Raw genomic sequence first — 15,841 nt, forward strand, 5'->3', positions numbered from 1 at the left:
AACATGAGCGTTATCAAACACACTACCGAATGGTTAGAAAGCAACTGGGTTAATCCCGCCTATGGAGGTTTGCTTTTAGCAGTTATTGCCATCTGTTTCTTTGGCGCTGCCACCAATACCATGGCAGGATGGCTCTATGTGATCAGTGCGATTATTTTTGCCCTACTGGTAATTGCCGCTATCTTGCCAATGCGATCGCTTAACCATCTATCAGTACGCCGACGTCCGATCTCACCGGTCAGTGTGGGAGACCAGTTAACCATTGAACTAGAAATCGAAAACCCCACCCTCCGGCCTCAAACCCTATTACAAATTCAGGATATGCTCCCACCGGAACTGGGAGCAATGACCAAAACCCCAGTAGCCAATATTCCAGCCCAAAGTGTCCATCGCTGGGTTTATTACCATCCCACCCCCAAACGAGGAGTCTATCGGTGGCACCAGGTACAATTGAGAACTGCCACACCCTTGGGATTATTTTGGTGCCGTCGCCGTCGATATGTCAGCGCTAGGGCAGTAGTTTATCCCACTGTACTGCCCCTTACTCGCTGTCCCCTAGTGGATGAAATCGGTCAAGAGGAGAGTATGCAAGTCCAAAGCGATCGCAAGTCTCAATCAGTTAGCCAAGACCTCACCAAAGCACTACGACCTTACCGAGTTGGTGACCCTACCCGTCTGATTCACTGGCGCACCAGTGCTCGTTACGGTGAATTACTGGTACGGGAGTTAGAAGTATTAACTGGTTCTCAAGAAATTATCATCTGCCTCGATAGCTCCAGTCAATGGCATCCCGAAGACTTTGAACAAGCCGTGATTGCTGCTGCTTCTATGTACTCCTATGCTTGTCGGACTCAGCCAAATGTCAAATTATGGACACCGATAACAGGGTTATTGCACGGTAACTCAGTAGTGTTAGAAGCCCTTGCTGCCACCCAAGCCGGAGTTGATGGCAAAGCCGAAGAGCAACCCTACCTACCCCCCTACCTACCCTTGATCTGGCTGACTCAAAATCCTGTTAGTCTTAACTCCCTACCCCCTGGAAGTCGTTGCTTACTTTGGCCAAAAGATGTATCCGTGGGGAAGCCAGTCCAACAACTTAAGCGCGATAGTTTGGGAATTGTAATTAATACGACTGAGCCCCTAAAACCCCAGTTACAGCAACCGATACGATAGCAAATAAGCTGTGGAACGCAACGGATTATTAACAGAGGTAAGGTCAGGTTTTTTGCAGTCATGTCTGCTGATTTAGGGTAAAGCAGAGGGTTTTGGTATGTCTTAACACCAATTCAACCCCATCAAAACAATTATCCTACACTATGTATCGGTATCCCAACGATCAACAACTATCCGATTTACGTTTAAGACAGTACGATACAATGCTAAAAACTGTTTCACAAGTCAATTTTCCTAAATGACTACATCACCAATAGCTAATCAAGCCAGTGATAGTAAACTGGAGGCGATGCAAAACTTTGCTCAGACTTATGCTCAGCGTACTGACACTTACTTCTGTGTTGACCCAAGCGTAACTGCTGTGGTTATTGAGGGACTTGCCAAAAACAAAGAAGAACTCGGTGCTCCCTTATGCCCTTGCCGCCATTATGAAGACAAAGAAGCAGAGGTGAAAGCTACCTTCTGGAATTGCCCTTGTGTCCCCATGCGGGAACGCAAGGAGTGCCACTGTATGTTATTTTTAACCCCGGATAACGATTTTGCCGGTGATAAGCAAGAAATTTCCCTAGAGGAAATTAAAGCTGCGCGAGATAGCATGGCATGACAGCCATAGTACTACCTGAAGAATTTTGGCAGGGTGTCGATCAATTTAATCAGCAAGAGTTTTACGCTTGTCACGACACCCTTGAAGCTTTATGGATAGAAGCAGTTGAGCCGCAAAAGCGGTTTTATCAAGGCATTTTACAAATGGCTGTTGCCTGCTACCACCTAGGTAATCTCAACTGGCGTGGTGCAGTGGTATTACTCGGTGAAGGGATCGGACGTCTCAGTAACTATCAACCAGACTATGGGGGGATTGATGTCACTGAGCTACTATCTCAAAGTGTTAATCTCCTAGAGGCATTGCAAAACGTCGGCTCAGAGCAAGTTGCTGATTTTGTTAGACAGTTAGAGGCGGCTGACAGCAATGATGTTGTAGTTGGTGCCGAAGGGGTTAGGGGTTTTCCAAAACTTAAGGGAATTGATGGTTAACCATTAACTTGTTAACCATTAGTTCTTAGGACATGCTTTGAAGGGATGAGAAACTTTGTTGGTGCCTAGTCGTCAAAACTAAAACACTTGCCTTAGAGCAAAAAGCCCATTTTCATTCCCAAGCTATGGCTGGATTTGCTTAAACTAGTAGGCAGAACAGCTTATTGGTATTCGATATCAGTCATCACACACAACAGCATGAAGTCCGACCTTAAATATACTAACCGATTAAGGCATAATCTAGGTCTAAGATTATTCTTGCCAGTTACCTTGGTAGGTGCGATCGCATTACCAACTTTCCTTAACATCCCCCAAGCACAAGCCCAAAATAAACCATCAGCTGCTGATGGAAGTGCCTTGACGGTTCGCTCTGATGTCCAGGAAGCTAACTCCAAAACTGGCGTAGTCACAGCCCGTGGCAATGTCCAAATTAACTATCCCGCTCGCCAAATACAAGCAACTGCAGCCCAAGCCCAATACTTTAGCCGTGAGCGCCGTCTGGTTCTCAATGGCAATGTTTTTGTGTTGCAGGAGGGCAATAGTATTCAGGGTGAAACCATTACCTATTTGATTGATGAAGGACGCTTTGTAGCCCTGCCTCAACAGAACCAACAGGTAGAATCAATTTACATCGTTACTGACTCAGACAGCACCACATCACCGGCTCCAGGGCTTCCCTAGCTAAATCAACCCCTACCATCAGCCATTATGGCTTAAAAACTAGCTCTTAATTGATAGAATAGCCTGCAACCACTTATGGTCATTTCCTGGTCATTGGTCAATTCCTAAGGATATAAGGATTATGGACTATTGACTAATGACTGATTAAAGGTGCTATCTGTGAAAATATTATTAGATAATATCCATAAGTCCTATGGCAGGCGCAGTGTTGTAAGTCGCGTTAATCTTTCCGTTGCCCAAGGGGAAGTTGTAGGGTTGCTTGGTCCTAATGGTGCTGGTAAAACTACAACCTTTTACATTGCCACTGGTCTAGAAAAACCTAATCTGGGTACAGTTTGGCTAGATGATCAAGATATCACTGCCATGCCGATCAATCGGCGAGCCCAGCTAGGTATTGGTTACCTGGCTCAGGAAGCGAGTATCTTCCGCCACCTTAGTGTTCGGGACAATATTCAATTAGTCTTAGAACAAACTGGTGTGCCTCGTGGTGAGTGGCGATTAAGAATGCATTACTTACTCCAAGAGTTTCGTTTGGAAAAAGTCGCCAATACCTTAGGTAATCAAGTCTCTGGAGGAGAAAGACGTCGAACAGAACTGGCAAGAGCGTTAGCTGTTGGTTCACTTGGACCGAAGTTCTTATTCTTGGATGAGCCATTTGCTGGTGTCGATCCCATTGCTGTCTCAGAGATTCAAAAAATTATGGCTCGATTACGCGATCGCCAAATGGGAATTCTGGTGACTGACCACAATGTAAGAGAAACCCTAGCGATTACTGACCGCGCCTACATTATGCGAGAAGGACAAATCCTGGCTGCCGGAAGTGCTGAAGAACTTTATGATAATCCTCTAGTACGTAAGTATTACTTAGGGACAGGGTTTCAACGATAACAGAAGCTATTAAAAATTAATTTAGTGATTAGCAAATCGTAAACAACTCACCGCTAACTCACAACGCGAGTATAGCGGGAGCTTTTAAGCTCAAAGTTTACCAGTCTAAGTTCTATAAGAACTACGTTATTTCTAAGTGTTCAAGTTCCTACCTGGGGATGCGTAGCTAGTCCCCAGCTCTAGAACCCAGTTATTAAACAGGTGTAATTGAGTTAAGCCAGTGTAGCTGGGAAAGTACCGAGAAATAACTTTGACTAAGCTAACTTTACCCTAGCAATAGGAGGAAACACAGTTATGCGTGTATTTGTGCTCAACAAAAATCGACAACCTTTAGATCCATGTAGACCAGCAAGAGCTAGGATTCTACTTTCAACAGGTAAGGCTAAAGTCTATCGTCGTTACCCGTTTACTATAATCTTGACAGAGGAAATAAAAGAACCTATAACTCACGGGTCACAAATCAAAATAGATCCTGGGGCAAAAACAAGTGGTTTAGCTATCGTCCAAGGAAATCGAGTGGTTTGGGGAGCAGAGCTTACCCACAGAGGCTTTCAAATTCGAGACGCACTAACTTCTCGTAGGCAATTAAGGCGTGCCCGACGCAATCGTAAAACTCGATATCGTAAGCCCAGATTTCTTAATAGAACTAGATCAAAAGGTTGGTTAGCTCCTAGCCTGATGTCTAGAGTTAAAAACATTTTAACTTGGGTTGAAAAGCTGACTAGAGTATGTCCTGTGACTGGTATCTCTCAAGAGCTAGTTAGATTTGACACTCAAAAACTACAAAATCCTGAAATATCTGGGATAGAGTATCAGCAGGGCACACTTTACGGTTACGAACTTCGGGAATATTTACTTGAAAAATGGAATCGTAAATGCGCTTATTGTGGGGCAACAGGTACTCAGTTAGAAATTGAGCATATCAAACCCAAGTCTAAAGGCGGTTCCGATTGGCCTTTGGCCACGCTACGCGATCGGGTTTCTAACTTAGCTATTGCGTGTCACCCATGCAATCAAGCTAAGTCTAATCAAGATATTGAGCTTTTCCTGTCTAATAAGCCTAGTGTCTTGAAGCGTGTATTGAGTCAAGCGAGACGCCCTCTGGCTGACGCAGCTTCTGTTAATACAACTCGCTGGAAATTATACCACGATCTAAAGTCAACTGGAATACCAGTCGAGGTTGGCAGCGGCGGATTGACTAAATTCAATAGATGCCGTCAAAACCTGCCAAAAACTCATTGGCTAGACGCAGCAAATGTCGGGAAAGTTGAAACATTGATCATTGAAGTAACCCATCCTTTGCTGATTACTGCCAAAGGTCACGGAACTCGTCAGCTTTGTCGAACCAACAAGTATGGATTCCCTGTCCGTCACTGTTCAAGAACTAAAATTCACAAAGGCTTTCAAACGGGTGATATTGTCCGAGCTGTGGTAACTAAAGGCAAGAAAATCGGTACCTACGTTGGACGAGTTGCAACTCGAAAATCAGGATATTTCAATATCTCAACTAAATCAGGACTGGTGCAAGGAATCAGTCACAAGTATTGTCAATTTATTCACAGGAAGGATGGTTATGCCTATACAAATTAAAGCCTGTCCTCCCTTTCCTGAGTGCCTGTCACCTGGGGTAACCCCAGGTGTTTATATGGCAAGTCTCACCGCTAAATCAAAGATTATAGCGGGAGACGACCGGGAGGCGGACAGATGAAATTTGGTAAATCCAAGTCCATCATTGCACTAATGCCTGGCTTATCAGTGATGGATCGCTACATCGTATTTGAGCTAATCCCACCACTGCTGTTTGGTATTGGTGCTTTTTCATCACTGGGTGTAGCTATTGGAACCCTATTTGAGTTGGTTCGCAAAGTTACTGAAGCAGGATTACCACTGGGAATTGCACTTCAAGTGCTACTGTTGCAGATACCCCAGTTTATTTCCTATGCTTTACCAATGTCGATGCTCCTAGCTGCTCTGATGGCATACTCTCGCCTCAGCAGCGATAGTGAGTTGATTGCCATGCGCAGCTTTGGGGTAAGTATCTACCGACTGGTAATACCTGCTGTAGTGGTGAGTTTGCTCGTTACAAGTCTGACATTTGTATTTAATGAATTAGTGGTTCCTGCGGCTAACTACCAGTCCAAAATCACCTTAGACAAAGCGCTTAAAAAAGAAAGACCATCCTTTCAGGAAAGGAACATCTTTTATCCCGAATATCAAAAAGTAAAGCTACCCAATGGCAAAAAAGTTAACAAAATTAAGCGTTGGTTCTACGCCGAGCAATTTGATGGTAAGCAGATGAGAGGCTTGACAATTTTAGACTTTTCTCAGACCGGTCTAGAACAAATTGTCACCTCTCAATCTGCCGTTTGGAACCCAACTGAAAATCTCTGGGATTTTCTAGATGGCACCATCTATATTATATCTCCCGATGCTTCTTACCGCAATATCCTCAGATTTCAAAAACAAAAGCTACAACTTCCTAGAACACCTTTGGATTTGGCAAAAAAAAATCGTGACTATGGTGAAATGAACATTGCTCAGTCTCTAGAGCGTTTGGAGGTATTACGCCATAGTGGTAATGCTAAAAAAATTCGTAAACTTAGGATCAGAATTCAACAAAAAATTTCTTTTCCCTTTGTTTGTCTAGTTTTTGGTTTAGTGGGAGCTTCCTTGGGAACTCGTCCTCAACGTACAGGTAAAGCAACCAGTTTCGGAATTAGTGTTTTAGTAATTTTTTCTTACTACTTATTAGGGTTTATCACCAATGCCCTAGGTCTAGTTAACATTTTCTCTCCTGTTATGGCAGCCTGGTTGCCCAATTTATTTGGACTAGGTGCTGGAGGATTGTTGTTATATAGAGCTGCGCGATAAGTAGGCTAGATAGACAGGTGGTTATTGTTGCTAATTGTAAATTGCTAATTGTAAATTGCTAATTGTAAATTGCTAATTGTAAACCTGAATCGGTTGATTAGAGGCTAGCATCAAGTTACAGCGAAGCTGAAATGTCTAACATCGTTGAAACGTGCCATGTCTTCTCGTCATCAACCTCCTGCCTACCTCCGCTATTGGAAAGCTCAACTACAACCTTTGGGACGACCAGCATTTTGGGGAGCAGCTGTCTTGTTATCCCTAATGTTGTGGTTTCTCCGGGAATACTGGAACCATCCAGAATTGTTAAGGGCAATTGGGATCAATCAAGTGGCTGAAACTGATACTCCCACCGTTGAACCAACCCTGTCTTCTGAAGATGATGAACTAGCGGCAAGGTTGGCTGATATTGATAATTCTGCCGTGCTATTAGCAGAGCTCGAAGCCCTAAGTGCTATATCAGTACCACCACAGCAAACCAAGAAAGCCAAAAAGTCTAAAACCAAAAATTCAGAAGGGTTATTTACTCAAGTTATTCAGCAGACAAAAGCTAACTCCCAAGCAAAATCACCTTTGCTAACCCCAAACGTCCAACCTCAGCAGTCCTCAAAAGCCAGACATCCGTTTGCTACATCTACAAACGATTTGTTTAATATCCCTCCCGTTCCTGGGAGTGGCTTACTGACCAATCCTAACTCTGTTAATCAGAGATCTTTATCCTCAAGCACACTGAACCAGACTAATTCTGTCTTGGGGTTGGGTTCCCCCAATTCCCTCTACACTAATCCAGCAGAGTTACCAGTCAGCCCTTTACAGGAAGCCTTGAATAGGCTGAATGCTGCTAAGTCTGCTACCACTAATAGCAAACCTCAACTACCTGCTCACATCTTGCCTTCAAACATCTCCTATGGAAACAGGGCACTTCAGCAACAAGGGAACTCAGGAACTCAGGAAATCAAAGCTAGGGGGGGAATACCGTTGAGGGCAACTGGGAATCAAGCATTACCGACTCCCTCCTATCCAGGACAAATTACCTATCCTGGAGCAATAAGACCAGGTGTAACCGGTAACAGGACTTTCTCGACCACACCGACAACCGCTCTTTTTTCGGGACAAATTAATTATCCTGGAGTCAATTTACCTCGAACAAGGAACGATAGAACTTTTCCGACAACACCTACAGTTTCTATCAATTCCAACACCTACTCTACTCCATTCCGGCAAACTACCGGTGTACCAACGGCAGCACCGCTTACACCAGTAGCACCACAAGGAACTAGTAAATTGGAGCAATTTTCTACCCAGTCTACTAGTCAAAATCAGTTTTTCAATCAGCCTCGCTTAAAGTCTAAGCTTGAACCAAGTCAGCTTAGGCGACCTAAAATTATCATTTCCAATCCTTGAAATTCCCCGGTCTCCCATACGGGGAGATTATCCCTTAGTAGATTTTGGTTAATCGACTCGTCCTAACCTGAAAGCTTGACAGCAACCAAGGGCTTAGGGCAAATTTTCCCAAGGATTGCCCTTAAATGTAGACTTGCACGTTCGGTTAATCGACCCAGTTTCTGGCATGGCCTGTCGTAACAAGTTTGCTCAAAACCTCTGTTGATCGGGTTACCAACTTAAGACACTCAAGTGTCAACTAAAATATTTAATGATTGCCTCAGCAAACTCAGAACACTTCAGGGGAGGTTCTACGGGTGGAGTCATCATCCGGGCTAGGTCATAAGTAACTTCCCGGTTAGCGATCGCATCTGATATCCCCTTCTTAATCAAATCAGCAGCTTCTTGCCAACCCATATACTCTAGCATCATCACTCCTGATAAAATCACAGAGCCTGGATTTACCCGGTCTAGACCCGCATGTTTGGGAGCTGTGCCATGGGTGGCTTCAAAAATCGCACAGGTGTCACCAATATTCGCTCCTGGACCCATACCTAATCCACCAACCATAGCAGCAGCAGCATCAGATAGGTAATCACCATTGAGATTCATTGTGGCTAGAATAGAGTATTCCGCTGGTCGAGTCTGGATTTGTTGGAAAATGCTGTCCGCAATCCGGTCATTTACCATCACCTTATCTTGCCATTGACCTTGCCCATGGCTGTCCCAGATGGAATTAAGGACATTTTCTACTTCCTGGATCACTTTCGCCTGTTTTTCTGGGGTCAAGGCATCATAACCCGGTTCAATCGCGCGAGCATTCTCTTCCAGGGTAATATCAGGATTTTGCTCTTTGTTGCTGAGAATCCAAGATTCCCGCTCAGTTATACATTCTGCTCGAAACTCTGTGGTTGCTAGTTCATAACCCCAGTCCCGGAACGCGCCTTCGGTGTACTTCATAATATTCCCCTTATGTACCAAAGTCACCATCTGCTTAGACTTAGGTAGCCTGAGGGCATGTTGGATGGCGCGGCGTACTAAACGCTGGGAGCCAGTTTTACTGATGGGTTTAATCCCAATACCAGCATCTAAGGGAATCTGTTTTTTGCCATGTTCTGGAGTGGCTGGGATTAGATCCTGATTGAGTAAAGTAATCAATTTTTCAGCAACTTCGCTTCCTTTGGGCCATTCAATACCCAAGTAGATATCTTCTGTATTCTCCCGATAGACAATCACATCCAGTTTCTCTGGAGTTTTGTGGGGAGAGGGGGTTCCTGGGTAGTATTTACAGGGACGCACACAGGCATAGAGGTCATTAATTTGCCGCAGGGCTACATTTAGAGAGCGTATACCACCACCCACGGGAGTTGTCAAGGGTCCTTTGATAGCAATGCCGTATTCTTTGATGGCATTGAGGGTGTCTTGGGGTAAATACTGATAAGTACCATACTTTTCGCAAGCTTCGTCACCCGCGTAGATTTTAAACCAGCTGATGCTTCGATCGGCACCATAGGCGTATTGGACTGCTGAATCAATTACCTTCTGGGCAGCTGGCCAGATATCGACACCAGTACCATCTCCGCGAATAAACGGAATAATTGGGTTGTCAGGAACAATGGGTTGACCATCCTTGTAGGTAATGGCAGAACCAGTCTGGCAAGGGGAGATTTTATCGTACATAAAGTAGTTTCAATGAATGTCAGATGGAAGTTGGCAATAGACCTATTGTCAGAAAACTACCAGATCTCCTGCACTGGGCTTGAGACATTAAGCTTTTTTGCTGATCAACCCCAGGTAGATGGTAGTTGAGGTAAAGTCTATCCATAGGGGGATGGCAAAAAATCTACCCTAGTTAATCTTCTCATTAAGATTATTACTACTTGACAGGGCAAGAGTCGCAGAAAGAGCAGGTAGTTGTTGATCTTTCTTCCCGAAAATTCCCATTTCTGGGTATTAGCATGAGTGAACGTAGTTCAAGTTCAAAGCTTTGATGAAGTTATTACACCATGGCTCAACTGTTTGAAATCAGCCTTTATGCTGAAATAGGGGTTCTATAGCTTAAGTTCTCCTGTAATAGGAAGGTGTTCAACTGTTTTACAACAGTCAGCCAAGGCTGCTTTGTGCAGCGCCATCGCTCCTAAAAAATTGCTTGGGTGATGTGTCAATAGTTAGGGCTTCAACACCGAAACTTACAGTGTTATTAGCATAGATGCTGCCTATGGTCAACCGAATTCCGTTCAAAAGATATGGTGTATTGTTTGTCTCAGTGGGCCTTTCATAGACTTCCAGCCAGATGGCAGCAGCATCAATTCATGACCAATTGGCAGGAGTGTTTTTAGAAAAGGTGGCTCCAGAAAGAATATGAAAAAGATTTTAGTTGTTGACGATGATAAAACCCTGCTAACTCTTTTGAAGCGCTACCTGGAACATCGGGGATACCAGGTAGAACAAGTGTGTTCGGGAACTGAAGCCTTGGAAGCTTGTCTCAAAAATCCACCTGATTTGGTAGTTTCTGATGTGCTTATGCCGGAAATGGATGGTCTAGAGTTTTGCCGTCGTCTGAGAAACATTCCCAATGGTAGGCTGATGCCATTTATTTTTTTGTCTAGCAAAGCAGAATTAGAAGACCGTATTAATGGTCATTCTATGGGAGCAGATGATTATTTAACTAAACCAGTTGCGCCTAGAGAACTAGAGGCAAAAATCGAAGCACTGCTAGAGCGCTCGCACCGTATCCATGCTGAAATTGTTCGGTTGATGCAGCAAGCTACTGCTATAGCTCCTGGCCATCTAGCTAACCAATTCTCAACACCAACAGCTGTTGAGAATTCTAAGACTTTTGCTCCGGTAGGGGCAAAACCTCAACCTCTACCCTTGACACCAGCAGAAGAACGAGTATTTTGGCAAGTTATTCAGGGGTTAACCAACAAAGAAATAAGCGATCGCCTATTTATCAGCCCTCGTACTGTTCAGACTCACCTCAGTAGCATACTCCATAAGTTGAAACTACATAATCGTAGCCAATTGGTGCGCTTTGCCTATGAGCAGGGATACAAAAGGCCTAAGGAGTAGACATGGGGAAAAATCGGGTTTATTGGTCAATCTTCGATTTTGACAGAGCTGCCTTGTATTTATAATTCCAACAGACATCAACTGAGCTTTTATTCTACTATCAGCTATCACCCATCAGCCAATTTTATGACTGCTTACTGACGACAAGCTAACCCCTTAAGCTATAAGGTATCAACTTTCAACTTCTTCCGCAATCAGTCTTCGGTCTACCCAGCAAGTCTCATTTTGGGCAATAGGTGTTCAAATTGGCAAAATTCCTGTACTGTATTAGACCTCTTGCAAAAGTATTTTTTTGATAGTGTTTGCGTCAATTCTTGTCCACTGTTCCGGTGATCCGCAGATTCGCTGTTCCCGACAACTGCCGCAAAGTCTATTGATATCCGGATCAGCCAAGAGACTTGAAGTCACACCAGACCACCAGGGTTGTTCGACACAATAGTATACCTCTTGCAAAAGTCTTTCGTGGTATGATAGAAAGCTTAGTGATTTTTGATTTAGTCTACGCTTAAGACTAACCAATTTGCTTTGTACTCTCTTTATATATAAGCCTAGTACACAATAGACCTAATTTTCCCAAAAATTTCTATTGTAACTCAAAATATTTTTGCAAGAGGTTTAGTGAGTGATCTTCCCTCCTGGCTGAAATCGCTGACAGATAAGCCCAAAGGCAAATGGTCGAGTAAGATGATAGGCACCCTTTTGGGATCTTCAAGATCTAGGTTTTGGCTTGTCGATGCCGTTGTGCGAAATCCCCCAAAGCATGCTAAACCAAGTATCCATTCATTGTTCTCATGATGACTATAAGTAATACTACCCACAACTGATGTCGTCTTCCATCAATGGTTCGAAAATCTTTTACCGAAAATAATGGGTTTAAAGCCCCGTCCTTCGCTGGATAGAAACCTGTTTATTGTGGAGCCTTATAACAATAGCCTTAACCCTTTTCACGGCCTGCCGACCATAAAGGCTCCACTATCTTACGGTAACTTGGCCTATGGCCACGCTGCGCGAACAATGGAAGGCTTTTTTTTGAACTCATAATTGACATTTTTATAAAATTATGTTAGTATAAAAATATATAAAATTAGGTCGATATTCGGTGATTATTATAGAGTTCAAAGCAAAAGGTAAAGACTCCCAATATTCAGCCATAGATGAGGCTATCCGGACAGTTAAATTTATTCGAAACAGTTGCATTCGTTTGTGGTTAGACAACAAAGGGAAAGGAAAAAGTGACCTTAGTAGGTATTCTAAAATCCTTGCCAAAGAATTCCTTTTTGCCAATGAACTGAACTCTACTGCCCGTCAGGCTGCCTCTGAGAGGGCATGGTCATCGATTGTTCGTTTCTACGATAACTGCAAGAAGAAAGTTCCAGGGAAGAAGGGTTTTCCTAAATTCCAAAAACGTGCTCGCTCTGTCGAATATAAAAAATCAGGATGGAAGTTATCCCCTGACAAGAAGTCTATAACGTTCACGGACAAGAAGGGGATCGGAAAACTCAAGCTTAAAGGTACCTGGGAATTGTGGCGTTTCGACAAAAAACAAATCAATCGGGTCCGGATAGTCAAACGAGCTGATGGGTACTACGTTCAATTTTGCGTTGGAGTCAACGTAAAAGAGGAAGTGGAGCACACAGGCGAAATGATCGGATTAGACGTAGGGCTCAGAGAGTTCTATACAGACTCCAACGGTCATTCTGAACCTAATCCCCGATTTTACAGAAAAGGTGAAAGACGTTTAAAGTTTTATCAACGCCGGGTTTCCCGGAAAAAGAAAGGCTCATCCAACCGGAGGAAAGCGGTTAATAGGCTGGGGAGACAACATCTTAAAATAAGTAGGCAGCGTGAGGAACATGCAAAGAGACTTGCACGTTGCGTAATCCGATCTAACGATTTGGTCGCCTACGAAGATTTAAGAGTTAAGAACTTAGTCAAGAATCATTGCCTTGCCAAGTCTATTAACGACGCAGGTTGGTATCAATTCAGGAAATGGTTGGAGCACTTTGGGACTAAATTTGGCAGGGTGACTGTTGCAGTAAATCCTGCCTACACCAGTCAAAATTGTTCTGACTGTGGCGAAGTTGTCAAAAAATCTCTATCTACTAGGACTCACGTCTGTGAATGTGGATGTGAACTAGACAGAGATCACAATGCCGCCATTAATATCCGAAATAGAGCTATAAGTACGACGGGGCACGTCGGAACTTGGGTCATCGACCCGAACGCTTCAGGAGATTTAGCCTCTACTGTTCTTGGTTCCGACCAGGTTCAGCAAGCTGAGTCGTTGAGAGAAGAATCCCCGCTCCTTTAGGACGGGGAGTGTCAATTGACCAATTTTAGAGGATATGGTGAAGGTTTATCATACAGAACAATAAAACCACCAATAACCACCACCGCCAAGGCTGAGGGGACTAATGGTACCCAATAGCCTTGTTTCAATAGACCTAAGCAGGACCCGTAGAGAATCGATAGAGCCAACAGCAACACACCCAAACGTATGGATGATTTACAGCGCCAACACACCAGACCAACCGTTAGGCACCAACCCCAAATCCACACTACTTCAGCCCATGCGGGCCAATCTTGTATCAGGGGTCGCTGATCTAAAACAGCACTGAGAATCTGACTTACCATGTGGGCATGGAGAATTACCCCTGGTGTTTGATCCTCTATATCATTCCCTTTACTATAGGGTGTAAAAAAATAATCCTCACGGCTGGGAGCAGTAACGCCGATCAGAACAATTCTTCCCTTGAAGGCATCAGGATTGATCTTACCGTTTAGAACTTCAGAGAGAGTGACTTGGTGAACAAAATCCTCTGGAGATTTGTGAAAACGGTAATTCAGCATGATTTGGTGTCCCCAATCATCCAGGTTATGATAACTGCCAGTATGCTTGGTTAAGGGTGTAAAGACTACATCACCTAGCTGTAAGTATTCTTGATCGGTGTACGTGGGAAAGATGTCCTGTGCCACTAGATACCGCATGGCCAACTGGGTACTCAGAGCATAAGAAGCACTACAAACTGATGTTGGATCAGGGTTAAAGGCCAACAGATGGCGACGAATCACCCCGTCTCGGTCAGCTACAACATCACTAAAGCCCAAGTTGTGTTTCGGAACTTCTGGCGGTGGTGAAATTCCTGGATCGTCTTCATTACTGGCTTTGCACACTGCAACCAAATTCTCGCTTTCCTGTAGGAGCGTTCCCAAATCTTGGTAGTCTGGCGCTACAGAAAAATCACGATGAATATCTAGGCCAATGACTTTGGCTTGAGAGGAATTAAGTATCTCTAACAGTTGTTTGAGTGATCGGTCTGATAAGGAGGTACCTAGTCTTAAATCCGACTGCTGAGCTTTAATATCTTTTTCAGTAACCTCTACCACTATCAGACGGGAATCGGGAAACTCCGCTGGTCTTCGATTCATCAGGTGGTCGAAGGCTTTCAACTCCAAACCTTGCAGTAAACTAAGCTGCTGTATAACTACCAAAAAGCATGTAATTACCAAACTGCTCACTAATACCTTGACGAAGGTCAGGGGTGGGATTGGAGGTGGGATTGGAGGTGGAGGTGGAGGTGGAGGTGGAGGTGGAGGTGGTACCGGAACACTTTCCCTCAACTCTTCCCAAGTCGGTGGCTTGGCGGCGGGATTCTGACAAATTATCGGTAACCAAGTTGCACAAGGAAACTCATCTTCTATCCCTTGTAATCGTTCCCTAGCTTCCCGCACTGCTAAATAGAAAGACTGCCCCCCAGCAAAAGCGGTTAAAAAATATTTCAAAAATTCCTGTGAAACCCGGTCGGGTACCGGTTCTCGCATCACAATAATTTGGGGAATGTATAAATTAGCCAGATTCGAGGCTAAACCCAAGCCATCACAAGAATTGAAAATCGCTATTTTTAAGCCTTTTACAATTGCTCTGTTTAAGCCAAACTTTAACTGATTAATGGTTAAACTATCGGTTTTATTAATATAAATGTGACCCGTCTCTCCATCGTTTTTACTGGAACTATGTCCAGCAAAAAAGAGGATATCCCAGGATTGCTCCCAAAGGGCTTCATGGACTTGCTGGCGCTTGGGTTCTATAAGGAACGTGAGCTGAGCATCAGGTAATTGCTGTAGCAACTTCTGATCCGCTTCGGTATCAATACCAATACTATTGCCAATAATTGCTAAAATTCTCACCTTGGCGTGGGGCTTGGGATTTCCCTTGGCTGGTTCAAACTTTAAGGCACTTAAAGCAATTTCAGCCTTGGAATAGCGTTCCCAAAAATCCCACAGATGCCAGGGCAGTCGCCGTAAACAACTGTTCTCGGTTTGAATAATTAGACGGATTTCATCGGAGGGTGATAGTTGTTCGAGTAATTTCTCCTTAATCGGTCGAAATGGCTCTGAAGATAGCCAAGCATTTAAGCGATCGCCTAAGACTTGGGCAGCATTGTAGCACCGTTCCAGTTTAGATACATTCGTCACTTGTACCACTGATGCTTCTAGACGGGAACGTAACCCCAAACTGTGATAACTCGTTGTCCAACTTTGGCACGATTGCAGAATTTCAGGAGCAGGAGGTAGCCTGCCAGTGATTTCCAACAAGGGTCTTTTGCCCTCTTCCCAAATCTGTAAAGTGACTGGAAACCCTTTGTCAAAACAACCATCTCCTATCTTTAAGACAACTAATTTACCAATACTTCGCGTGTTATTGGTCATTGGTCATGGATCACTTGTGTTGCAGATGTGATTT

Annotated in this window: 12 protein-coding genes; 10 read left to right on the forward strand and 2 right to left on the reverse strand. The window is 44.0% G+C overall.

Features of this window, described 5'->3' with window-relative positions:
- Window positions 1-3 precede the first annotated feature (3 nt).
- From BJP37_RS27175 to BJP37_RS27210, 8 genes are all read left to right on the forward strand, one after another.
- Window positions 4-1,173 carry a DUF58 domain-containing protein gene (locus tag BJP37_RS27175; RefSeq protein ID WP_143727823.1) on the forward strand — a complete coding sequence of 390 codons (1,170 nt, stop codon included), beginning with the start codon at window positions 4-6 and terminating at the stop codon, window positions 1,171-1,173.
- Window positions 1,174-1,411: 238 nt separating this feature from the next.
- Complete coding sequence (locus BJP37_RS27180) at window positions 1,412-1,777, forward strand: ferredoxin-thioredoxin reductase catalytic domain-containing protein (RefSeq protein WP_075903532.1); 366 nt, start codon at window positions 1,412-1,414, stop codon at window positions 1,775-1,777.
- On the forward strand, window positions 1,774-2,205 hold the full coding sequence (locus tag BJP37_RS27185) for a DUF309 domain-containing protein (RefSeq protein ID WP_075903534.1): 432 nt from the start codon (window positions 1,774-1,776) through the stop codon (window positions 2,203-2,205). Before BJP37_RS27180 ends, BJP37_RS27185 begins: the two co-directional genes overlap by 4 nt.
- A 198-nt stretch (window positions 2,206-2,403) precedes the next feature.
- Window positions 2,404-2,886: an LptA/OstA family protein gene (locus BJP37_RS27190; RefSeq protein WP_070395222.1), complete on the forward strand. Its 483-nt coding sequence runs from the start codon at window positions 2,404-2,406 to the stop codon at window positions 2,884-2,886.
- A 159-nt stretch (window positions 2,887-3,045) separates the two neighbouring features.
- Complete coding sequence (lptB, locus tag BJP37_RS27195) at window positions 3,046-3,774, forward strand: LPS export ABC transporter ATP-binding protein (protein ID WP_071106446.1); 729 nt, start codon at window positions 3,046-3,048, stop codon at window positions 3,772-3,774.
- Between the two features lie 294 nt (window positions 3,775-4,068).
- Window positions 4,069-5,364 carry an RNA-guided endonuclease IscB gene (gene iscB, locus BJP37_RS27200; protein ID WP_075903537.1) on the forward strand — a complete coding sequence of 432 codons (1,296 nt, stop codon included), beginning with the start codon at window positions 4,069-4,071 and terminating at the stop codon, window positions 5,362-5,364.
- A gap of 114 nt (window positions 5,365-5,478) precedes the next feature.
- Window positions 5,479-6,645: an LptF/LptG family permease gene (locus tag BJP37_RS27205; protein ID WP_075903539.1), complete on the forward strand. Its 1,167-nt coding sequence runs from the start codon at window positions 5,479-5,481 to the stop codon at window positions 6,643-6,645.
- Between the two features lie 156 nt (window positions 6,646-6,801).
- Window positions 6,802-8,046: a hypothetical protein gene (locus BJP37_RS27210; RefSeq protein WP_075903540.1), complete on the forward strand. Its 1,245-nt coding sequence runs from the start codon at window positions 6,802-6,804 to the stop codon at window positions 8,044-8,046.
- A 234-nt stretch (window positions 8,047-8,280) separates the two neighbouring features.
- Here BJP37_RS27210 and BJP37_RS27215 read toward each other — a convergent pair whose 3' ends face one another.
- Window positions 8,281-9,705, reverse strand: a complete 1,425-nt coding sequence (locus tag BJP37_RS27215; protein WP_075903542.1) for an NADP-dependent isocitrate dehydrogenase — start codon at window positions 9,703-9,705, stop codon at window positions 8,281-8,283.
- Between the two features lie 681 nt (window positions 9,706-10,386).
- Here BJP37_RS27215 and BJP37_RS27220 point away from each other — a divergent pair.
- Together BJP37_RS27220 and BJP37_RS27225 are read left to right on the forward strand one after the other, a co-directional pair.
- Window positions 10,387-11,097, forward strand: a complete 711-nt coding sequence (locus tag BJP37_RS27220; RefSeq protein ID WP_075903544.1) for a response regulator transcription factor — start codon at window positions 10,387-10,389, stop codon at window positions 11,095-11,097.
- Window positions 11,098-12,196: 1,099 nt separating this feature from the next.
- On the forward strand, window positions 12,197-13,408 hold the full coding sequence (locus tag BJP37_RS27225) for an RNA-guided endonuclease InsQ/TnpB family protein (protein ID WP_075903546.1): 1,212 nt from the start codon (window positions 12,197-12,199) through the stop codon (window positions 13,406-13,408).
- A gap of 11 nt (window positions 13,409-13,419) precedes the next feature.
- Here BJP37_RS27225 and BJP37_RS27230 read toward each other — a convergent pair whose 3' ends face one another.
- Window positions 13,420-15,807 (reverse strand): CHASE2 domain-containing protein, encoded by a 2,388-nt coding sequence (locus BJP37_RS27230; protein WP_081431348.1) that lies wholly within the window; start codon window positions 15,805-15,807, stop codon window positions 13,420-13,422.
- Between the last annotated feature and the right edge of the window lie 34 nt (window positions 15,808-15,841).

The organism is Moorena bouillonii PNG (assembly GCF_001942495.1).
Lineage (GTDB): Bacteria > Cyanobacteriota > Cyanobacteriia > Cyanobacteriales > Coleofasciculaceae > Moorena > Moorena bouillonii.

Excerpts from the sequence above, each read along its gene's own strand:
- BJP37_RS27175 (WP_143727823.1), top strand. The coding sequence starts at position 4 with ATGAGCGTTATCAAACACACTACCGAATGGTTAGAAAGCAACTGGGTT.
- BJP37_RS27180 (WP_075903532.1), top strand. The coding sequence starts at position 1,412 with ATGACTACATCACCAATAGCTAATCAAGCCAGTGATAGTAAACTGGAG.
- BJP37_RS27185 (WP_075903534.1), top strand. The coding sequence starts at position 1,774 with ATGACAGCCATAGTACTACCTGAAGAATTTTGGCAGGGTGTCGATCAA.
- BJP37_RS27190 (WP_070395222.1), top strand. The coding sequence starts at position 2,404 with ATGAAGTCCGACCTTAAATATACTAACCGATTAAGGCATAATCTAGGT.
- iscB (WP_075903537.1), top strand. The coding sequence starts at position 4,069 with ATGCGTGTATTTGTGCTCAACAAAAATCGACAACCTTTAGATCCATGT.
- BJP37_RS27205 (WP_075903539.1), top strand. The coding sequence starts at position 5,479 with ATGAAATTTGGTAAATCCAAGTCCATCATTGCACTAATGCCTGGCTTA.
- BJP37_RS27210 (WP_075903540.1), top strand. The coding sequence starts at position 6,802 with ATGTCTTCTCGTCATCAACCTCCTGCCTACCTCCGCTATTGGAAAGCT.
- BJP37_RS27215 (WP_075903542.1), bottom strand. The coding sequence starts at position 9,705 with ATGTACGATAAAATCTCCCCTTGCCAGACTGGTTCTGCCATTACCTAC.
- BJP37_RS27220 (WP_075903544.1), top strand. The coding sequence starts at position 10,387 with ATGAAAAAGATTTTAGTTGTTGACGATGATAAAACCCTGCTAACTCTT.
- BJP37_RS27230 (WP_081431348.1), bottom strand. The coding sequence starts at position 15,807 with ATGACCAATAACACGCGAAGTATTGGTAAATTAGTTGTCTTAAAGATA.